15 protein-coding genes and 2 rRNA genes are annotated in these 22,984 nt (G+C 30.9%); 8 read left to right on the forward strand and 9 right to left on the reverse strand.

Annotation, left to right across the window (positions count from 1 at the left end; translation table 11 throughout):
* From JWF52_RS08985 to uvrA, 5 genes are all read left to right on the forward strand, one after another.
* Positions 1–337 (forward strand): 23S ribosomal RNA (locus JWF52_RS08985); the annotation flags it as partial.
* A gap of 86 nt (positions 338–423) precedes the next feature.
* Positions 424–540 (forward strand): 5S ribosomal RNA (rrf, locus tag JWF52_RS08990).
* A 132-nt stretch (positions 541–672) separates the two neighbouring features.
* On the forward strand, positions 673–2,187 hold the full coding sequence (locus JWF52_RS08995; RefSeq protein ID WP_208333239.1) for a thiol-activated cytolysin family protein: 1,515 nt from the start codon (positions 673–675) through the stop codon (positions 2,185–2,187).
* 380 nt (positions 2,188–2,567) lie between these two features.
* Positions 2,568–4,562 carry an excinuclease ABC subunit UvrB gene (gene uvrB / locus JWF52_RS09000; RefSeq protein WP_208333240.1) on the forward strand — a complete coding sequence of 665 codons (1,995 nt, stop codon included), beginning with the start codon at positions 2,568–2,570 and terminating at the stop codon, positions 4,560–4,562.
* Entirely contained in the window at positions 4,563–7,388 is a 2,826-nt protein-coding gene (uvrA, locus tag JWF52_RS09005) for an excinuclease ABC subunit UvrA (RefSeq protein ID WP_208333241.1), read from the forward strand.
* A gap of 71 nt (positions 7,389–7,459) precedes the next feature.
* Here uvrA and JWF52_RS09010 read toward each other — a convergent pair whose 3' ends face one another.
* The 5 genes from JWF52_RS09010 to JWF52_RS19675 all read right to left on the reverse strand — a co-directional run bounded on the left by JWF52_RS09010 (position 7,460) and on the right by JWF52_RS19675 (position 11,882).
* Positions 7,460–8,413: an ABC transporter ATP-binding protein gene (locus JWF52_RS09010; protein WP_208333242.1), complete on the reverse strand. Its 954-nt coding sequence runs from the start codon at positions 8,411–8,413 to the stop codon at positions 7,460–7,462.
* Positions 8,406–9,431, reverse strand: coding sequence for an ABC transporter ATP-binding protein (locus JWF52_RS09015; protein WP_208333243.1), 1,026 nt, complete (start codon positions 9,429–9,431; stop codon positions 8,406–8,408). Before JWF52_RS09015 ends, JWF52_RS09010 begins: the two co-directional genes overlap by 8 nt.
* Positions 9,432–9,452: 21 nt before the next feature.
* A complete protein-coding gene (gene opp3C, locus JWF52_RS09020; RefSeq protein ID WP_208333244.1) occupies positions 9,453–10,484 on the reverse strand; it encodes an oligopeptide ABC transporter permease in 1,032 nt (343 codons plus the stop codon).
* A 1-nt stretch (position 10,485) separates the two neighbouring features.
* Positions 10,486–11,427 carry an ABC transporter permease gene (locus tag JWF52_RS09025; protein ID WP_353654906.1) on the reverse strand — a complete coding sequence of 314 codons (942 nt, stop codon included), beginning with the start codon at positions 11,425–11,427 and terminating at the stop codon, positions 10,486–10,488.
* Positions 11,428–11,519: 92 nt separating this feature from the next.
* Positions 11,520–11,882: a DUF3899 domain-containing protein gene (locus tag JWF52_RS19675; RefSeq protein WP_208333245.1), complete on the reverse strand. Its 363-nt coding sequence runs from the start codon at positions 11,880–11,882 to the stop codon at positions 11,520–11,522.
* Positions 11,883–12,094: 212 nt separating this feature from the next.
* Between JWF52_RS19675 and JWF52_RS09035 the strand changes: the two genes are divergently transcribed.
* From JWF52_RS09035 to hprK, 3 genes are all read left to right on the forward strand, one after another.
* On the forward strand, positions 12,095–13,732 hold the full coding sequence (locus JWF52_RS09035; protein ID WP_208333246.1) for an ABC transporter substrate-binding protein: 1,638 nt from the start codon (positions 12,095–12,097) through the stop codon (positions 13,730–13,732).
* 241 nt (positions 13,733–13,973) lie between these two features.
* Positions 13,974–15,782 (forward strand): excinuclease ABC subunit UvrC, encoded by a 1,809-nt coding sequence (uvrC, locus tag JWF52_RS09040; RefSeq protein ID WP_208333247.1) that lies wholly within the window; start codon positions 13,974–13,976, stop codon positions 15,780–15,782.
* 125 nt (positions 15,783–15,907) lie between these two features.
* On the forward strand, positions 15,908–16,837 hold the full coding sequence (hprK, locus tag JWF52_RS09045) for an HPr(Ser) kinase/phosphatase (protein WP_208333248.1): 930 nt from the start codon (positions 15,908–15,910) through the stop codon (positions 16,835–16,837).
* A 50-nt stretch (positions 16,838–16,887) separates the two neighbouring features.
* Here the strand turns inward: hprK and JWF52_RS09050 are convergent, their stop codons facing one another.
* The 4 genes from JWF52_RS09050 to cls all read right to left on the reverse strand — a co-directional run bounded on the left by JWF52_RS09050 (position 16,888) and on the right by cls (position 22,956).
* Positions 16,888–18,681 (reverse strand): NADH-dependent [FeFe] hydrogenase, group A6, encoded by a 1,794-nt coding sequence (locus tag JWF52_RS09050; RefSeq protein WP_208333249.1) that lies wholly within the window; start codon positions 18,679–18,681, stop codon positions 16,888–16,890.
* 22 nt (positions 18,682–18,703) lie between these two features.
* On the reverse strand, positions 18,704–20,584 hold the full coding sequence (locus JWF52_RS09055) for an NADH-quinone oxidoreductase subunit NuoF (protein ID WP_208333294.1): 1,881 nt from the start codon (positions 20,582–20,584) through the stop codon (positions 18,704–18,706).
* 13 nt (positions 20,585–20,597) lie between these two features.
* Positions 20,598–21,095 (reverse strand): NADH-quinone oxidoreductase subunit NuoE family protein, encoded by a 498-nt coding sequence (locus tag JWF52_RS09060; RefSeq protein WP_208333250.1) that lies wholly within the window; start codon positions 21,093–21,095, stop codon positions 20,598–20,600.
* Between the two features lie 373 nt (positions 21,096–21,468).
* Positions 21,469–22,956 (reverse strand): cardiolipin synthase, encoded by a 1,488-nt coding sequence (cls, locus tag JWF52_RS09065; RefSeq protein WP_286184074.1) that lies wholly within the window; start codon positions 22,954–22,956, stop codon positions 21,469–21,471.
* Between the last annotated feature and the right edge of the window lie 28 nt (positions 22,957–22,984).

Here is a 22,984-nt window from a genome sequence, read left to right on the forward strand (position 1 = left end):
CCATTAAAGTGGTACGCGAGCTGGGTTCAGAACGTCGTGAGACAGTTCGGTCCCTATCCGTCGCAGGCGTAGGAAATTTGAGGAGACCTGTCCTTAGTACGAGAGGACCGGGATGGACGTACCTCTGGTGTACCAGTTGTTCTGCCAAGGGCATGGCTGGGTAGCTATGTACGGAATGGATAAGCGCTGAAAGCATCTAAGCGCGAAGCCAACTTCAAGATAAGATTTCCCACCGTAAGGGTAAGACTCCAGGAAGACTACCTGGTTGATAGGTCGAAGGTGTAAGTGCAGTAATGTATTTAGCTTATCGATACTAATAGGTCGAGGACTTGACCAATTAAAATGATTAATTCAATAAATGTTTGTAGTTTTCAGAGTATTAACTTTGAAAAACTTAATAGAAATATTAAGCATAAGAGATTATGTGGTTACAATAGCAAAGAGGATACACCTGTTCCCATTCCGAACACAGAAGTTAAGCTCTTTAGCGCTGATGGTACTTGGTGGGCAACTGCCTGGGAGAGTAAGACGTAGCCACGTAATCTTTTTTATGTGCAAAAATATATTGATATTAACTTAATAAGTGGACTTAAATCCTTAATAAATGGACTCAAATCTTATCAACCTTATTATAATCTGTCCGTAAGATTATAATAGAGAGGGGGTATTTTTATGAGAAATACAAAACAAATTCAAAGGATAAAAAAATTATTATGCCTTACAGTTATGTTGACTATGGGTACGCAAATGTCTTTAAGCTTTGCCCAAACATCTAGTGATCTCAATAAAGATGAAATTAACGATGGTATAGCTAACTTAAAGTATAATAGAAACGAGGTTCTAGCTACAAACGGTGACAGCATAGAAAATGTAGTTCCAAGAGAAGGAGTAGAATCTAATGGAAAATTTACAGTGATTGAGAGAAAGAAAAAGTCTCTTACAACATCACCAGTAGATATTTCTATAATAGACTCAGTTACAGACCGTACATACCCAGGAGCATTACAACTTGCAGATAACTCTTTTGTAGAGAATAGACCAAGCTTATTAATGTGTAAAAGAGAACCTATAAATATAAGTATAGATTTGCCTGGTATGAAGAAAGAAAATACAATAAAAGTAGACAATCCTACATATGGTAATGTATCTGGAGCTGTAGATGAATTAGTATCTAATTGGAGTGAAAAAAATTCATCAACGCATACTTTACCAGCAAGAACACAATATTTAGAATCTATGGTATATAGCAAATCTCAAATAGCAGGTGCGTTAAATGTTAATGCAAAGCTTATAGATAATTCATTAGGAATAGATTTTAATGCTATTGCAAATGGAGAAAAGAAGGTTATGGTTGCTGCATATAAGCAAATTTTTTACACTGTAAGTGCGCAATTACCAAATAATCCTGCAGATCTTTTTGATCAAAGTGTAACTTTCAAAGAATTAACAAGAAAAGGTGTAAGTAATGATACACCACCTCTTATGGTATCTAATGTAGCATATGGTAGAACTATATATGTAAAATTAGAGACAACATCAAAGAGTAAAGATGTACAATCTGCATTCAAAGCCTTAATAAAGAATAATAATGTAGAATCTAAACAAGAGTACAAAGATATATTTGAAAATAGTTCATTTACAGCTGTAGTATTAGGTGGAGATGCTAAAGAGCACAACAAGATTATAACAAAAGACTTTGATGAAATAAGAAGTGTGCTTAAGGAAAATGCAGAGTTTAGTTTAAAGAACCCAGCATATCCAATTTCATATACAAGTATATTCTTAAAAGATAATTCAGTAGCTGCTGTTCATAATAAGACTGATTATATAGAAACTACTTCTACAGAATACTCTAAAGGAAGAATAAATCTTGACCATAGTGGAGCATATGTTGCTCAGTTCTGTGTATCATGGGATGAAGTTACATACGATAAGGACGGTAAAGAAATATTAACTCATAAGACATGGGATGGAAACTATAGAGATAGAACAGCTCATTTCTCTACAGTTATACCCCTTAAACCTAATGTAAAAAATATAAAAGTTTCAGCTAGAGAGTGTACAGGTCTTGCTTGGGAATGGTGGAGAACGGTAGTTGATGAACAGAACATGCCATTAACAAACAATATAAATGTTTCAATTTGGGGAACAACATTATACCCAAGAACAGAAGTGACTTATCAATAAGATTAATAAATATTAATATGGTTTTGTAAAATTTAATATAATATTATTTATGAAAATATACATTGGATTTAAATTTAATAAATTTTGAATCTGATGTATATTTTTTATATATGTGGAAATAATTATAATGTAAAACTTAATAGAAACAAATGAATTACTCAATCTCCCCCATTTTATAAGACCTCTATCCCCCATAGAGGTCTTATTTTTTATACTTTATATAAAATAAATGGGGTTCAAATTATAATATATTGGGTAAAATATGTAAAAATATTTTATTAAATATAAGAAAAATTGATATAAAAATTATTTAAGAATTATATGATTAAAAACATTTAAATACATAAGAGATATGGTATAATGATATTTATAAGGAACGAATGTTCGAAAAAGGAGTGAGAGTTTTGGATTTTGACTTAAAATCAGATTTTAAACCAACGGGAGACCAACCCCAAGCTATAAAATCAATTGTCACGGCTATAAATAATGATGAGAAGTTTTCAACAGTATTAGGGGTTACTGGATCGGGAAAAACTTTTACAATGGCTAATATTATACAAGAAGTTAAAAAACCTACATTAATACTAGCTCACAATAAGACATTAGCAGCACAGCTATATGGTGAGTTTAAAGAATTTTTCCCAAATAATGCGGTTGAATATTTTGTAAGTTATTATGATTACTATCAACCAGAAGCTTACGTTGCACATAGTGATACATATATTGAGAAAGATGCAAGTATAAATGATGAAATAGATAAATTAAGGCATTCAGCAACAGCATCAATTTTAGAAAGAGAAGATGTAATAATAATATCATCAGTATCATGTATATACGGTTTAGGGGATCCAGAAGATTATAAAAAACTTATGGTATCTTTAAGGCCAGGAATGGAAAAAGATAGAGACGATATTATTAAACAATTAATTGAGATACAATATGAAAGAAATGATATAAATTTTACAAGGGGTACATTTAGAGTTAGAGGAGATATATTAGAAATATTTCCAGCTAGTAACGATGAAAGGGCAATAAGAATTGAATTTTTTGGAGATGAAATAGATAGAATAACGGAAATAGATTATGTTACAGGTAAAATAGCAGGAGTTAGAAATCACGTTGTAATATTCCCTGCATCTCACTATGTAACAACTCCAGAAAGAGTAGAAAATGCAGTTACCCAAATAGAAAAAGAGTTAGAAGATAGAATAAATTATTTTAAAGAAAATGATAAATTACTAGAGGCTCAAAGAATAGATCAAAGAACTAGATATGATATAGAAATGCTAAAAGAAATAGGATTCTGCCAGGGAATAGAAAACTATTCAAGACATATAACAGGTAGAGAGCCTGGAGAAAAGCCATATACATTAATGGACTTTTTCCCAGATGATTATTTAATAATAGTTGATGAGTCTCATGTAACTATACCTCAAGTTAGGGGAATGTATGCAGGGGATAAATCAAGAAAAGGCTCACTTATAGATAATGGATTTAGATTACCTTCAGCATATGATAATAGACCATTAAACTTTAGTGAGTTTGAAGAAAATATTAATCAAATTCTGTTCGTAACAGCAACGCCTGGTCCTTATGAAATTGAACATTCAACTACAATAGCAGAACAAATAATAAGACCAACAGGATTATTAGATCCTATAATTGAAGTTAGGCCTATAAATAATCAAATAGATAATTTAGTAGGTGAAATAAATCAAATAATTAAAAAGAAAGAAAGAGTATTAATAACGACTTTAACTAAAAAAATGAGTGAAGATTTAACTAATTACTTAAAAGAAATAGGTATAAAGGTAAAATATTTACACTCAGATATAGATACATTAGAGAGAGTAGAGATAATAAGAGACTTGAGACTAGGTAAATTTGATGTACTAGTAGGTATAAATTTACTTAGAGAAGGTCTAGATATACCTGAAGTTTCTCTTGTAGCAATACTAGATGCAGATAAAGAAGGATTCTTACGTTCAGAAACATCTTTAATACAAACTGTAGGTAGAGCTGCCAGAAACTCAGAAGGTAAAGTTATAATGTATGCTGATAAAATAACAAGATCTATGGAAAGTGCAATAGAAGAAACGAAAAGAAGAAGAGAAATACAAACTCTATATAATGAAGAACACGGAATAACACCGACTACTATTAAAAAGAGTGTAAGGGATGCTATAGAAGCAACTGTTGTTGCAGACGAAGAAGTAATCTATGGAATTAAAGAAAGTGATGATATAGAAGAAATTAAGAAAAATATAGCTAGCTTACAAGCTGAAATGATGGAAGCTGCGCAAAATCTACAATTTGAAAGGGCAGCTGAACTTAGAGACAAAATAAAACAGCTAGAGGAAAGGATGCAAGAATAAATGGAAGATAAAATCATAATAAAAGGTGCTAAAGAGCACAACTTAAAAAATGTAAATTTAGAGCTTCCTAGAAATAAATTTATAGTTTTTACAGGATTATCGGGATCTGGTAAATCTTCTTTAGCTTTTGATACTATATATGCAGAAGGTCAGAGAAGGTATGTGGAAAGTTTATCTGCATATGCTAGACAATTCTTAGGACAAATGGAAAAGCCAAATGTAGAATATATAGAAGGATTATCACCAGCTATATCAATAGATCAAAAAACTACTTCTAAAAATCCTCGTTCTACAGTAGGTACAGTTACAGAAATATATGACTATTTAAGACTATTATTCGCAAGAGTAGGGGAAGTACATTGTCCTGTTTGTGGAGAAAAAATAAGCCAAATGACAGTCCAAGAAATAGTAGATAAAATGATGGATTTCCCAGAAAGAACAAAACTTCAAATATTATCGCCTGTAATCAGAGGTCAAAAAGGAACTCACAAAAAAGTATTAGACAATATAAAAAAAGAGGGTTTCGTAAGGGTTAGAGTAAATGGAGAAAATTACGAAGTTACTGATGATATAGAGTTAAGCAAAAACAAAAAACACAGTATAGAAGTTGTCGTAGATAGAATAGTAATAAAAGATGGTATAGAAGCTAGACTTGCAGACTCTATAGAAACAGCTATAAAGTTATCGGATGGACTTGTAATAGCTCAAATAATAGATGGAGAAGAAATACTTTATTCAACTAAATTTGCTTGTCCAGAACATGGTATAGGTATTGAAGAGTTATCTCCTAGAATGTTCTCGTTTAATAGTCCATTTGGAGCATGTGATACTTGTAATGGCCTTGGAGAAAGTAGAGAAGTCGATCCTGATTTAGTTGTTCCAAATAAAGATTTATCTATTAAACAAGGTGCAATAGCTGCCTGGGGTTCAGTTGGAGCAAATGATGATACATACTATAGCAAAATGGTACAAAGTTTAGCTGATAAATTTGGTGTATCTATAAATACTCCATTTAAGGATTTACCAGAAGACTTCATTCAAGAACTGCTTTATGGAAAAGATAATGTTATGGTCGAATTTATATTTGAATCTAAATTTGGAGGAAGAAGAGAGTATAAAGCGCCATTTGAAGGTGTAATAGTAAATTTAGAAAGAAGATATAGAGAAACAAATTCTGAATATTCTAGAGAAAAAATAGAAGAATATATGGCAGAAACACCTTGTCCAAAATGTAAGGGAGCAAGACTTAAAAAAGAAGTACTATCTGTATTAGTAGATGGAAAGAATATAATGGATGTAACAGATTTTTCTGTTAATGATCTTATAGCATTTATGGAAAATATAGATTTAACTGAAAAACAAAAATTTATAGCTCATGAAATACTAAAAGAAATAAAAGGAAGAGCATCATTTTTAAGAGATGTTGGGCTAGATTATTTGAATCTATCAAGAAAAGCAGGAACATTATCTGGTGGAGAAGCTCAACGTATAAGACTTGCGACTCAAATAGGATCAGCTCTTGTTGGAGTATTATATGTTCTTGATGAGCCAAGTATAGGTCTACATCAAAGAGATAATGATAGACTTATAGGAACTTTAAGACATTTAACTGATATAGGAAATACTCTTATAGTTGTAGAACATGATGAAGATACTATGAGAGAAGCTGATTATGTAGTAGACATTGGTCCTGGAGCTGGAGTTCATGGTGGAGAAATAGTTGCACAAGGAACTTTAGAAGAAATATTAGAAGATGAAGACTCAATAACAGGTCAATATTTAAGTGGTAAAAAGCAAATTTTAATACCTGAACAAACTAGAGAAGGTAATGGACAATTTATAGAGATAGTTAAAGCTAGCGAAAATAACTTAAATAATTTAAGTGTAAAATTCCCTCTAGGTAAATTCACTTGTATAACAGGTGTGTCAGGTTCAGGAAAAAGTACATTAATAAATGATATATTATATAAAGGTATAGCAGGTAAAATAAATAGACTTAGAGAAAGACCTGGTAAACATAAGGAAATAAAAGGAATTGAAAATATAGATAAAATAATAAATATAGATCAAAGCCCAATAGGTAGAACTCCTCGTTCAAACCCAGCTACTTATACTGGAGTATTTGATATGATAAGAGATTTATTTGCAGCAACTAATGAGGCAAAAGCTAGAGGATATAAAAAAGGAAGATTTAGTTTTAATGTTAAAGGTGGAAGATGTGAAGCTTGTAAGGGTGATGGTATAATCAAAATAGAAATGCACTTTTTACCAGATGTTTATGTTCCTTGTGAAGTTTGTAAAGGAGAAAGGTATAACAGAGAAACTTTACAAGTTAAGTATAAGGACAAAACTATTTCAGATATACTAGATATGAACGTAGAAGAAGCAGTTAAATTCTTTGAAAATATACCTAATATAAAAAGAAAATTAGATACTTTAATAGATGTAGGTCTTTCATATATTAAACTAGGACAGCCTTCAACTCAGTTATCAGGAGGAGAAGCCCAAAGAATTAAATTAGCTACAGAATTAAGTAAAAGACCAACAGGAAAAACTTTATACATCTTAGATGAACCGACAACAGGTTTACATATGGCAGATGTAGATAAGTTAATTCATGTATTACAAAGATTAGCTGATACAGGAAATAGTATCATAGTAATAGAGCACAATCTAGATGTTATAAAAACATGCGACTATATAATCGATTTAGGACCAGAAGGTGGATACAGGGGTGGAGAAATAGTAGCAACAGGAACTCCAAAAGAAGTATCACAAGTAGAAGGTTCATATACAGGAATGTTCTTAAAAAAATATTTTGAATAAAATATCCAGAAATAAAAAAGACTACTTCTTATTTTGAGATAGTCTTTTTTATATATAGTTAAATTTTAACTCTAAATAGTATTTCCGTTTGCAACTAATTCCTTTTCATACTCAACTAATTCTGACGTAGAAGCATATATGAAATGACCTGGTCTTATTTCAACCCACTGAGGACTTTCTTTAGAATAATCATGCATATTAGGGTCATACTTAATACGAACTCTATCCTTTTCATAATCAGGATCAGGAAGAGGTATAGCTGATAGTAATGACTTAGTATATGGATGAAGAGGATGTTCATATAATTCATCAGCAGTAGTTAATTCTACTAATTTACCACGATGCATAACACCTATTCTATCGCTTATATATTTAACCATTGAAAGGTCATGAGCGATAAATAAATAAGTAAGACCATTTTCTTTTTGTAACTTTCTAAGAAGATTAACAACTTGTGCTTGGATAGATACATCAAGTGCAGATATAGGCTCATCAGCAATTATAAACTTTGGTTCTATAGCTAAAGCACGAGCAATACCAATACGTTGCCTTTGGCCACCAGAAAATTCATGAGGATATCTACTAGCATGTTGTTCGTTAAGACCCACAGTTCTTAAAAGCTCATAAACTTTTTCTCTTCTTTCTTCTTTACTTTTACAGAGACCATGAATATCTAACCCTTCAGCAATTATATCACTGACAGTCATACGAGGATTTAGACAAGCCATAGGGTCCTGAAAAATCATTTGCATATTTTTATTTACATGATTTTTTTCACCTTTTTTTAATTTTTTAGAGGATATATTTTTTCCGTCAAATATAACTTCTCCGTCAGTTGGGTCATAAAGACGAATTATAGTTCTACCTGTAGTAGATTTTCCTGAACCTGATTCACCAACTAATCCAAAAGTTTCACCTTCATATATATGAAAACTTACATTATCAACTGCTTTAACAGTAGTATTTCTATCAATTTTAAAATATTGTTTTAAATTTTTAACTTCAAGTAATTTATTTCTACTCATCTAAAGACACCTCTTTTCTTGATACATTGATAGGACTTTCTGTTTTCTTAGCTAAAGGATGTAAAAGCCAAGTAGCAGCATAGTGAGTATCAGAAACTTTAAACATAGGTGGCTCAGCTATATGATCTATTTTAAGTGCATAATCACTACGAAGTGCAAAGGCATCACCTTTAGGAGGATGCATTAAATCTGGAGGAGTTCCAGGTATATTATATAAATCATTATCTCCGATATCTAGAGTTGGCATTGATCCTAAAAGACCCCAAGTATATGGATGTTGAGGATTATAGAATATATCTTTAGATGTTCCATACTCTACAATTTTACCAGCATACATAACTGCAACTCTATCAGCCATATTAGCAACAACTCCAAGGTCGTGAGTTATAAATATAAGAGCAGCTTCAGTTTTTTCTTGAAGGGCTTTCATAAGTTCTAATATTTGAGCTTGTATAGTAACATCTAGGGCAGTAGTTGGCTCATCTGCTATTAATACTTTAGGGTTACAAGCTAAAGATATAGCTATTACTATACGTTGTCTCATACCACCAGAAAACTGGTGAGGATATTGTTTAAATCTTTTTTCAGGTTCAGATATACCAACTAAGTCTATAAGTTCTATAGCTTTAGCTTTAGCTTCTTCTTTACTAAGTCCCTGATGTTTAACAATACCTTCCATTATTTGCTTTCCTATAGTCATAGTAGGATTTAGAGAAGTCATAGGGTCTTGGAATATCATTGCAATATCCTTACCTCTTAATTTCTCCATTTCACTTTCACTAAGTTTAGTTAAATCTTTTCCATCAAATAATATTTCACCGTCTTTTATATAACCATTTGCAGATAAAATTCTCATTATAGTTTTACAAGCAACAGATTTACCTGATCCAGATTCTCCAACTATGGCTAAAGTTTCGCCTTTATGTAAATCAAATGTGACACCTCTAACGGCTTGAACTTCACCACCATAAGTGTTGAAATTAACACATAAGTTTTTAACTTCTAATAATTTTTCCAATTTCCTCATCTCCCTTACTAATTATTGATTACGCATCTTAGGGTCAACTGCATCTCTTAAACCATCAGCTAATAAGTTAAGAGCAAATATTAATGAACATACTACAATAGATGGTATGAACATCATATATGGATAGTTTTGTAATGCCTTGAATCCTTCGTTTATTAGTACACCAAGTGATGCATCTGGTGGTTGTAGTCCTAATCCTATAAAGCTTAAAAATGCCTCATAAAATATTGCTTGAGGTAGTGAGAACATAATCATTACCACAATTGGGCCTATAACGTTAGGGAAAAGATGCTTAAGAATTAGCCTAAAGTCAGAAGAACCTAAAGTTTTAGAAGCTAATACAAATTCTTGGTTTTTAAGTCTAAGTACATGTGAACGAACAACCCTAGCCATACCAGTCCATCCAGATACAGCCATTGCTAAAGAGATAGAAACTATACCTGGTTCAAACACCATTATAAAAAGAGTAACAATAACTAATTGAGGAATACCTGTAATTATTTCAATTATACGCTGCATCACAATATCTACTTTTCCACCATAGTAAGCAGATATACCTCCATAAGTAACGCCTATAAGTAAATCAAACACAGCTGCTAAAATTGCTATGAATAAAGAAACCCTAGCACCAGTCCACGTACGAGTCCATATATCACGTCCAAGTGCATCTGTACCAAATAAATAATTATCTTTTATATCTTTTTGGGCATATACATCAACGCCATTTGAATCTTTACCATTCATTATACCTAAAGAAGATACTATAGGCATTTTAGGTGGAATTTTAACATGTCTTAAATTCTGAGATTTATAATCATATTTAGAAAACATAGGAGCAAATATAGCCATTAAAACTATACTTATAAGGATGACTAATCCTACTACAGCTCCTTTATTTTTAAATAATCTTTTTCTAGCATCTTGCCAGAAAGTAAGACTTTCTCTAGTAATGGCCTCATTATCTCCTGCTTGAACAGGGGTAGGCTCAAATAAATCTGCTGTTAATTCTACTTCTTGACCATCAATTATTACTTTATCAACCATTTTATTTACCTCCTGCCAAACGAATTCTTGGATCTATTATGCCATAAAGGACATCAACTATTAGTATAACTGCTATATAGAAAGCACTATAAAGTATAGCGACTCCTGAAATTATAAATAAATCATTAGTAGTTATAGCATTAACTAATAAGTCACCTATACCAGGAACAGCAAAAACTTTTTCTACGACTAAAGAACCAGTAAGTAGGCCTGCAGCTAAAGGTCCTAAAACAGTTATGACAGGTATTAATGCATTTCTAAGAGCATGTTTTAAAATAACTGTAGAGCGTTTTAATCCTTTTGCCTTTGCTGTAACTATGTAGTCAGAATTTAATACTTCAACAAGCTCTGTTCTAGTAAAACGAGCTACACTTGATATTGTAAAGAATGAAAGTGCAATTGATGGAAGTATAGTCCAAACATATCTAAAATCTGAACCTAGAGGAACTCCCCAAGTTATAGGTAGTAATTTAAATTTACTTGCAACATATAATTGGAGTGTGGCCGCAAATACAAAAGATGGGACAGAAACTCCTATTACTGAAATTATGGTACAAGTATAATCCCAAATAGTATTTCTTTTAAGTGCTGCAATAATTCCAAGAGTTAATCCTACGAAAGTACCTAAAATTAAAGATTGGGCTCCAAGTAAAGCAGAAGGACCTATACGAATAGCTATAATATCTTCTACTTTTTTATTAGCTTGCTTAAAAGAAGTACCAAGATCGCCTTTAAATACACCTGTTAAGTATCTTACATATTGAACAGGAACAGGATCATCTAAACCATAAGTAGCTTCCAATCTAGCAATTTGTTGAGGATTTAACTTTTGTTCATTAAATGGACTACCTGGAAGAAGCCTTACTAGGAAAAAAGTAACTGATATAACTACAAATAAAGTGACAAACATATATGCAATACGTTTCATTATATAGCGAAACACCGCTATCCCCCCCTTTTTTTATTTTTTAATCAAAACCACGAATTTTGAGTGATATAAACTCTGAGAATAATAACTTATATAGTTTTATATGCTTATGATATGATAATAAAACTTATACCAATAGAAGAGATTGATATTAATAGACCTGATATTAATAAACTATTTGTAAGATGAAAGCTATTTTGTCTACAGATATAATCTTCAATTGTTATATTATTATCCTCTGATAATATTCCTTTTCTTCTTTGAAATTGTTGACTTATCTTATTAAAAGAGAAAAGTGTAATATTAAAGAAGCCTTTTTCCCAAACGAAACACAATAATCCGAAAAGGAAATAGACCATTCCTACAATAAATGCGCAATTTAGAAATGAATATGCACTAAAATTGTTGATAATTGAATATAATATACTAACAATAGCATCAATTGCAAGAAGATGTAATATATTTTTCATATTTGACCACCTTTCGAAATTATTTATTATTCTAATTGTAGTACCATAATAAAGTATTTTCAAGTTTAAATTAATATTTTTGTATAAAAAAATTTTTTAATTAAAAAATCAGAAAATTTAAAAAAACAAATGATTTTTAACTCAATATGTTATATAATAAATTTTAAACATATGAGTTTATTTATAAAAAGGTATATGGGAGGGTGATTGTTATGTTTTTAAAAAGAAAAATATCTGCATTAGCAACGATAGCTCTAGTAAGTTCAAGCTTACTTGTTGGATGTAGTAGTAGTAAAGATGGAGGAGAAGCTACTTCAGAAGAGGTTCTTGCAAATAAGAATGCAAGAAATGCTATAGCTATGGCTATAGATAAGCAAGCTTTATGTGATGTTATATTAAATAATGGTTCAACAGCGACAAATACATTCACATCATCTAACGTAGCCTTTGATAACGGAAAAGATTATGCAGAGTATACTAAAGGTATGGGAATGGCATATGACGAAGAAAAAGCTAAGGAAGCTTGGAAAAAAGCAAAAGAAGAAGTTGGATTTGATACAGTTAAACTTGAATTATTAACATTTGATCATGACTCAGGAAAAAGAACAGGAGAGTTTATTCAAGGAGAATTAAATGACGCATTAGAAGGATTAACTGTAGAAGTTAAAAACCTTCCATTTAAGCAAAAGCTAGCAGAAGAAACTGCTGGAAATTTTGATTTAGCTTATTCAGGATGGGGAGCAGACTATCCAGATCCATTGACATTCTTAATAACAATGAAAAGCGGAAATCAATTTGCTAATCAAACTGGGTATAAAAGTGATGAATTTAACAAGTTGGTAGATGAAGCTACAAAGGCAGATAATAATGCTGATGCTTATAAAAAATACTCAGAAGCTGAAAAACTTATGCTAGAAGATGGATTTTTAGCACCATTACAACAAAAAGGAAGAACTTATTTAGAAAAACCTTATGTTTCAGGAATAATAAATTACTCTTGGGGAGCTGACTATGATTATAGATATGCAGATGTAGATAAGCCTAAAAAAGTTCTTAATTTAGATATAACTTCAGATATACCTACAATGGATCCAAGTAAAGCAACAGACGTTTCATCTTTTACAGTTATGAATAATACTATGGAAGGTTTAACTAGAATAGATAAAGATGGTAAAGTTGAGCCAGGAGTAGCAGAGTCTTGGAAAGTTTCTGAAGATGGATTAACTTGGACATTTAAATTAAGAAAGGATTCTAAGTGGTCAAATGGAGAACCTGTAACAGCTAAGGACTTTGAGTATTCTTGGAAGAGAACATTAAACCCTGAAACAGCATCTGAGTATGGATACATAATGAATGATATAGCAGGGGCACCAGAAGCAGCTGATAAAGGCTCAGAAAATGTAGGAGTTAAAGCTATTGATGATCATACTTTAGAAGTTAAATTAAATAGAAAAGTTTCTTATTTCCCTGAGTTAGTATCATTCCAAGTATTCTTCCCTCAAAATCAAAAATTTGTTGAGGCTAAAGGAGAAAAATATGGTACTACAGCAGATGCTCAATTATACAATGGACCATTTACATTAACTTCTTGGAAAACAGAAGATCAATATACTATGACTAAAAACCCTGGATATTGGAATAAAAATATAATAAAATTAGATACTATAAACACTAAAGTAGTTAAAGAGACTGGTGCATCAGTTAACTTATATGAAGATGGTCAAATAGATAGATGTTTATTGGATTCTGACTATGTTGATAAATATAAAGATAGTAAAGAAATACACAACTATAGTCAAGCGTCTACATTCTTCCTACAAGTAAATGGTGGAAGAGGAGCTTCTAAGTAAAATAAATTAAAAAGTTTAAATTTATGATATCCCTTAAATAGTTTTATAATAAATGATTTGAAATTTGTTTAAAGTAAATATATTAATTAAAGCGGTTTGTCCACAAACTAAAGTGTAGATATAAATCAGTTCTGACTGTATTATATCTACACTTATTTTTTAAATAAAATTATCTATGGGAATAATTTATTCTTTTAGGGTATAATTTTAGTATGAAAATATAAATGTCGGAGGTAATAAATTGTTTGACATACAGGATCATTTAAAGAAGCTTCCAGCTGAGCCGGGTGTGTATTTAATGAAAGATAAATTTGATAATATTATATATGTAGGAAAAGCCATATCTTTAAAAAATAGAGTAAGGCAATACTTTCAGTCATCGAAAAATCATTCTTCAAAAGTAAAGTCTATGGTTAAAAATATATATAAATTTGAATACATTATAACAGATTCGGAATTAGAAGCACTGATATTAGAATGTAATTTAATTAAGCAATATAGGCCAAAGTATAATGTTTTACTAAGAGATGATAAAACATACCCATATATTAAGGTAACTACTAATGAAGACTTTCCTAGAGTACTAAAAGTTAGAAGAGTACTAAAAGATAAGGCTAGATATTTTGGGCCATATACAAATACAACAGCAGTTAATGATACATTAGAAATAATAAGAAACACCTATCCAATAAGGACTTGTAATATAGATATAGATAGAGCTGTAAAAAACAAAGTAAGACCATGTTTAAACATGCATATAAAAAAATGTGTTGGTCCATGTACAGGAACTGTTACAAAAGAAGAATACGATAAAATGATAGAAGAGATAATATTGTTTTTATCTGGAAAAGAAGAAAAATTAATAGAATTATTAAAAGAAAAGATGAATAAATGTGCTATAGATTTTAATTTTGAAGATGCAGCTATGTATAGAGATAAAATTAGAAGTCTAGAAGATATGATGCAAAAACAAAAGATAGATGCAACTACATCAGATTTAAACCAAGATGTAATTGCTATGGCTAGAGCTCATGATGAAGCTTGTGTCCAAGTATTCTTTGTTAGAAATGGGAAAATAGTAGGTAGAGAACACTTTATATTAGAAGGTGTAATGGATAGCTCGAGAGAGTCTATCTTAGGATCATTTGTTAAGCAATTCTATATGGAACAAGAATATATACCAAAGGAATTAATAGTAGAATATGAAATAGAAGATAGTTTCATATTAGAAGAATGGCTGTCTTCTAAAAAAGGTCAAAAGGTAATAATAAGGGTACCGCAAAAAGGGGAAAAGAAAAATCTTGTTGAAATGGTAAGAAAAAATGCAGTAGAGTATTTAGAAAAATTCTCTGATATGAATAAGAGAAAATATGAAAAAAGCATGGGTGCGCTAGAAGAATTAAAGCAAATACTAGATTTAGAAAATGTACCGAATAGAATAGAATCATTTGATATTTCTAACATACAAGGAGTTGACTCAATAGGGTCTATGGTTGTATTTACTAATGGAAAAAAAGACAAAAAGGAATATCGTAGATACAAGATAAAAACTGTCATAGGTCCAAATGATTATGATTCCATGGCAGAAATAGTAGAAAGAAGATTAAAATATGGAAATTTACCAGATTTAATATTATTAGATGGAGGAAAAGGTCAAGTAAGCTCTGTTAAAAAAGTTTTAAATTTATATAATGTAGAAATTCCTCTATGGGGGATGTATAAAGATGATAAACATAGAACAAAGGGATTAATTTCCCAGGAAAAGGAGATTGAATTAGATAAAACGTCTAATTTGTATAGATTTGTCGCGAGTATTCAAGAAGAAGTTCATAATTATGCTATAACATACCATAGAAGTCTAAGAAACAAAGCTTTGACAAAATCAGTATTAGATGATATACAAGGAATAGGAGAAAAAAGAAAAAAAGCATTATTAAGTCACTTTAAAGATATAGAAGCTATAAAAAGTGCTACTTTTGAAGAACTATTAGAAGTAGAGGGGATGAATAAAGCTTCTTGCGAGAGTGTGTATAACTTCTTTAAACAGTAGGAAACTATAATTTCCTACCGATTACCTTGAGCAACAGGCCTGATTTGTAGGTCGTTTGAGCCACGTGTGGGCTAATTACTTGAGTGAAATGAGCAAAGGGAATTTTTCAGAAAGGGATAAAGAGTATGAATTTAATCGATAAAGTATCAATAAAAGATATAATAAGAGATTTAGATTTAGAAGTGGTTTATATGCCTGAAAATAAGGACTACTATGTATATTCTCAGGATATAAATAGACCAGGATTACAATTTGCTGGGTATTTCGAATACTTTGCACATGACAGAATACAAATAGTAGGTAAGACAGAATATAATTTTTTTAGTTATATCGATGATGAAACAAGAGAAAATGTTTTAGATAAATTTTTCTCATATGAAATTCCTGCATTAATAGTATCTAGGGAATTAGAGGTAAAACCGGATGTTATAAAGTATGCAAAAAAATATAATAGAGTAGTGTTAAGTACACAAAGAAACACTACAAGGCTTATAAATAGGCTATCAAATTATCTAGATGATAGGTTGGCTCCCTACACAACCTTACATGGGGTTTTAGTGGATGTATATGGAATCGGAGTATTAATAAAGGGTGAGAGTAGCATAGGTAAATCAGAAACAGCATTGGAATTAATCCAAAGAGGTCATAGATTAATCGCTGATGATGCTGTAGAAATAAGAAAGCTAGATGAGAGCATACTTTCTGGTAGATCTCCTGAACTTCTTAAACATTTCTTAGAAATAAGAGGTATAGGAATAATAGATGTAAGAAGCTTATATGGGGTAGGAGCAGTTAAGAATTCTAAGACAATAGATTTAGTCGTTCATCTAGAAGGATGGGATGAAGGTAAATATTATGATAGACTTGGATTAGATAAAGAGTATGAAGAAATATTAGGGATAAAAGTTGAAAAATTAGTTGTACCAGTTAAGCCTGGTAGAAATACAGCTATGATACTTGAGGTAGCGGCTATGAACTTTAGACAAAAAGGTATGGGATATGATGCAGCTCAAGAGTTTACAAAAAAACTATCTAATTTAATAGATGCTAAATAATAAAAAAGGATTGGTATTAGCCAATCCTTTTTTATATAAATAATTTTAGATTATTCGCAAGTAGATTCTGCTAATTTATTACAATCACATGAGTCAGACTTTTCATATACTAAGCTTTTGTCAAAATAGTAAGTATGAAGATACTTATGAGCAATCTCGCTATAAGGTTTCTCTAAAAATTCTTTATATAAAGCAATTATAGAAGGGTTTTCATGAGATTTACGAAGGTTTTTATTGCTATCTATATTATATAATCCATCAGAACGTTTTTTCACTATATCATAATTTCCATAGTGATATGGCTGACCAGCGCCACCTATACATCCTCCAGGACAAGCCATTACTTCTATAATATGATACTTAGAATTGCCAAGAGCAACCTCATCCATAATTTTTCTAGCATTTCCAAGACTATTAGCTACACATACATTTACTATTGTGCCGTCAATATCTATACTAGCTTCTTTTATACCTTCTAATCCTCTAACAGAAGTAAAATTAACATCAGTTAATTTTTTATCTGTTGCCCATTCATATGCAGTACGAAGAGCAGCTTCTAAAACACCACCAGAAGTTCCAAATAAATCAGCAGCACCACTAGATTGACCTAGAGGGCTATCAAATTCATCTTCTTCGAGGTTAGCTAAATCTATACCGGCCTCTTTTATCATCTTTGCTAATTCTCTAGTAGTAATAACTATATCTACATCAAGAGAATCTTCTTGACCTAGTTCATATCTTGCGCATTCATATTTTTTAGCTACACAAGGCATTATAGATACTACATACATATCTTCTGGATTTATATTTAATATTTTAGGACCATAGTAATTTTTAGCTATAGATCCAAACATTTCTTGAGGAGATTTACAACTAGAAGTTAAGTTTAGAAGATTAGGATAATTGTGTTCAATAAAGTTTACCCAAGCAGGACAACAGCTTGTTAATATTGGAAGTTTATGATTTTCTTTAAATCGATGTAAAAACTCAGAAGCTTCTTCTAAAATTGTAAGGTCGGCTGAAAAATTAGTGTCAAATACATGTTTAAATCCTAGAGATTTTATAGCGGAAACCATCTTTCCTGTAGATATAGAACCAGGCTCTAATCCAAATTCTTCACCAATAGCAACTCTTACAGCAGGAGCTACTTGAACAACTACAGTTTTCTTATTTTGATTTGATATATCCCATACAGTAGGAATATTATTTACTTCAGTTAAAGCACCTGTTGGACAGACTGCTATACATTGACCACAGAATGTACATTCAGTATTGCATAATTCAGTATTAAAGAATGTTCCAACTTGTGTATTAAAACCACGGTTAACTCCAGAAAGAACACCTACAGTTTGGATTTCATTACACATTGTTTCACATCTTCTACATAAAATACATTTATTATAATCTTTTACTATTGATTTTGAAGAGGTATCCATAGGAGCATAAGACTTCTCACCATTAAATTTTATATCTCTTACACCTAAGTCAGATGCTATATTTTGTAATTCACAGTGTCCGTTCTTATCACAAGATAAGCAATCTTTAGGATGGTCAGATAATAATAATTCAACAACATTTTTACGAGCTTTTAGAGCTTCTATAGTATTAGTTTTAACTTCCATACCTTCTTTGACAAGAGTACCGCAAGCTGGCACTAACCCTCTTCCAGAACTTACCATACATACACGACAAGATGCACATTGATTAACCATGTTTATTTCATCCATGTGCAAGTGGCAAAGATTAGGTATTTTAATGTTTACTTGTTTAGCTGCTTCTAATATAGTGGTACCCTTAGGAACCGAAACAGATTTACCATTTATAGTTAAATTAACTAAACTCATTAATATTCCCCCTAAACTAAAATTATTGCTTAATTATAGCTTTGAATTTACATGAATCCATGCAAGCACCGCATTTTAAGCACTTAGTAATATCTATTGAATGCTTTTCTTTTACTTTTCCAATAATACATCCAGCAGGACAGACTTTAGAGCATTTAGTACAACCTTTACAGTCGTCTGTTATAACAAAATCTAGCAATGCTTGACATTTACCAGATGGACATTTCTTATCTACAACATGAGCTAAATATTCATCATAGAAACAATCAAGTGTACTTAAAACTGGATTAGGAGCACATTTACCAAGACCGCATAAAGAAGTAGTTTTAATAGTTTTAGCTAAATCTTTTAGATCATCTAAATCTTCTTTTGAACCTTTACCTTCTGTTATTTTAGTAAGAATTTCTAAAAGTCTTTTATTTCCTATACGGCATGGAGTACATTTACCACAAGATTCTTCAACAGTAAATTCAAGGAAAAATTTGCATATATCAACCATACAGTCCGAATCATCAAGGACAAGCATACCACCAGAACCCATCATAGAACCTATTGAACTTAATGACTTGAAATCTATAGGGGTATCTAAATTTTTAGAAGCAATACATCCACCAGATGGACCTCCAGTTTGAACCGCCTTAAATTCTCTACCATTAGGTATACCGCCGCCTATTTCATATACTATCTCTCTTAAAGTTGTTCCCATTGGAACTTCAACAAGACCAACATTATTAATTTTTCCACCAAGAGCAAATACTTTAGTACCAGAAGAATCTTCTGTACCATATTCAGTAAACCAAGAAGCTCCTTTATTAATTATTGCGGGTATATTAGCAAAAGTTTCAACATTATTTAAACAAGTTGGAACATCCCAAAGACCGCGCTTAGAAGAACTAAATGTTTTCATTCTAGGCTCTCCACGTTTACCTTCGATTGAATTTATTAGAGCTGTACCTTCACCACAAACAAAAGCTCCAGCACCGTATTTCAATTCAATCTTAAAATTAAAGTCTGTACCAAGTATGTTTTTACCAAGTAAACCTGCTTCTTCAGCTTGATTAATAGCTATTTTTAATCTTTCAATAGCAAGGGGATACTCGGCTCTTATATAGATATATCCGGTATCAGCTCCAATAGAATAACCACATATAGCCATAGCCTCTAATACACTATGAGGATCTCCTTCAAGTATAGATCTATCCATAAATGCACCAGGATCACCTTCATCGGCATTACATACAACATATTTTTGTCCGGGAGGTGTTTGCGAAGAGGATTCCCATTTAACTCCAGTAGGAAATCCTGCTCCACCTCTACCTCTTAATCCAGAAGTTTTTACTTCTGCTATAACATCTTCAGGTTTTAAATGGCAAATGCATTTAGCCAAAGCTACGTACCCACTAGCACCTATGTATTCTTCAATATTCTCAGGATTTATATGACCACAATTTCTAAGGGCAACCCTTGATTGTTTTTTATAGAAAGACATATCATCGTGTTTTTCAACCTTTTTATGATCTAAAGAAGGTTCTTCGAATAATAATCTCTCAACTACTTTATTATTAACTATATGCTCAGTAACTAATTCTTTAGCATCAGAAGGCGTTACTTCTATATAGAATACATTATCAGGAAAAACTTTAACTATTGGTCCTTTAGCACAGAAACCAAAGCAACCTGTTAAGTGAACTTTAACTTCATTTTCAAGGCCTGCACATTTTATTTCATATTTTAAATTTTCAATTATGTCTAAACTATCTGCAGAAGTACAGCCAGTACCACCGCAAACTAGAATTTCTCGTTTTGTAAGGTTCTCTTTAGTATGATTTTCTCTTAAATCAAGAGTTGGTTTTAACTCAGTGACTAAATCTTTTAATTGATCAAATGATACTATTTTATTCATCATTCATCACCCCTTAGCAATTTAATTCTAAATTCTTATAATGGCTTAATATTTCTCCTACCGATTCTGGTTTTACCTTTCCGTAAACTTTTCCATTAACAACTACAACAGGAGCTAATCCACAAGCTCCTACACATCTTAGTCCTTCAAGACTAAACTTAAGATCTTTAGTTGTTTCACCAGATTTTATACCGAGCTGTCCTTCAAATTCAGCAAGTATTTTATCTGCACCTTTTACAAAACATACAGTACCTAGACAAACACTAATTTTATATTTTCCTATAGGTTCAGTAGTAAAGTATGAGTAAAAACTTACAACTCCATATACTTTAGATGGTGCAACATTTAGCTTTTTAGCTATATAAAGTTGAACCTCTTGAGGTAGATAGCCAAATATACCTTGAGCATGGTGAAGCACTTGTATTAAAGAGCCTTCCTTGGTTTCAAGTGTATCAATAAAACTATCTAACTGTTCAAATAACTGTTTATTGCGTGAAACAAAATCGCACATACAAATCCCCCTTTGTTTTAAAATTGCTTTGATTTTACTTAACTAGTAAGAATTATGATTTAAAATAAAATATTGGGTAAAATTAAGAAATTTATAAAAGATGAATGACTTATAAGAATATACAAAAGTCTGCTTTGGTTTGAAATTGAAATGGTTAGTTTATGATAAGTATATTATAATATATAACCACTTCAAAATGACGATAAACAAAAAAATAACTGAAAAAGTTTTATATTAACTGTTAAATTTTAGTTTAGAAATATTTTAGTATATAAATATTAAAAAACACTATATAAAAGTATAAATAAATTTAAAGCAAAAAATTCCTAATATAGGTATTTATATTAGGAATTTTAAAAATTATAATATTTTTTTATAAAACAGGAGATAAAAGTCTAGAAATAGATTCTTTAAATCTCATATAAGTAGATCTTGAATTATAAATCTCTTCTGTAATTTCCTTTGAGTTTAATATATCATTTGCAAATATTAATCTTTGTTTTTTAGCGATTTCAGAAGAATAAATAAATGCATTTACTTCAAAGTTTAATTCAAAACTTCTTATATCCATATTGGCAGTTCCTATTGAACAAATGGAGTCGTCCATTACTATAGTTTTTGCATGTAAGAAAGAACCTTCGTCATAAGTATATAATTTAGCTCCAAATTTTAATAATTCTCCAGCATATGAACAAGATGCCCAATATACAAATGGATGGTCTGGCTTAGATGGAATCATAATTCTAACATCTACACCAGATAAGCAAGCTATCTTTAAAGTATCAGTAAGAGTTTGATCTAGGATAAAGTATGGACTTTGTATATATACATATTTTTTTGCCTTTTGTATCATTTTAATATATCCATATTTTATTTCATCTAAGTCGGTAATATCAGGTCCACTAGATACAATCTGTATTCCAATATCTTTACTAGATTTAGATTTTGAATTAGAGGTATGGCATGTCTCATTAAAGTACTTATTTAAATCTAAATCTTCTTTAGTTGTGTATCTCCAATCAAGAATAAATCTTATATTTAAATCTCTTACACAATCTCCGGTAAGTTTAAGGTGAGTATCTCTCCAATTTCCGAATCTAGGGTCTTTACCTAGATATTCATCTCCAATATTATTTCCTCCGATAAATCCTATATCTCCATCTATAACTACAATCTTACGGTGATTTCTATAGTTTAAGTTAAAGTTTATAATTTTAAGAAAAGAAGGGAAGAATGCACCAACTTTAACACCTGAATTTTTTAATTTAATTACAGATTTTTCAGTAAATAATCTACTTCCGACCTCATCATATAAAAGTCTTACCTCAACTCCTTCTTTTACCTTATCTATAAGAATATCAATTATTTTATTTCCAATTTCATCATCTTTAAATATATAAAATTGTATATTTATATATTGCTTAGCATTTTTTAATTCCTCTAAAAGAGTGTCAAAGAAACTATTACACTCGGGGTATATATCTACGTCATTATTAGTTGTAAAATTAGCATCATTTGAATTAGCTAAGGCATAAATCATATCACGATGCTCTATTATATTAGAATCTAGTTCGTGGTCATACTCAAGCCGAACCTGAGTATCTAATATATTTTTCTTTATAATTTTATCTTCAGCTTCCTTTATTTTAAACATATTATCCTTAGAAATGCCACGACCTACAGCTAAGTATAAAATACACCCCACAGCAGGTAATATAATTAATATCATAACCCATGCTATAGTAGTTTCGGTCTTACGTTTTTCCCTAAATAAAAGATTTAATATAGCTAAGAAGTTTATTAAGTATACAATTGTAATAGCTATTTCATAGGCAAAATCTTTAAAAAATGACAAGTGCAATGTGAAAATTCCTCCTTTTATAAATATA

The organism is Clostridium sp. CCUG 7971 (assembly GCF_017590215.1).
In the GTDB taxonomy this organism is placed as follows: Bacteria; Bacillota; Clostridia; order Peptostreptococcales; family Peptostreptococcaceae; genus Faecalimicrobium.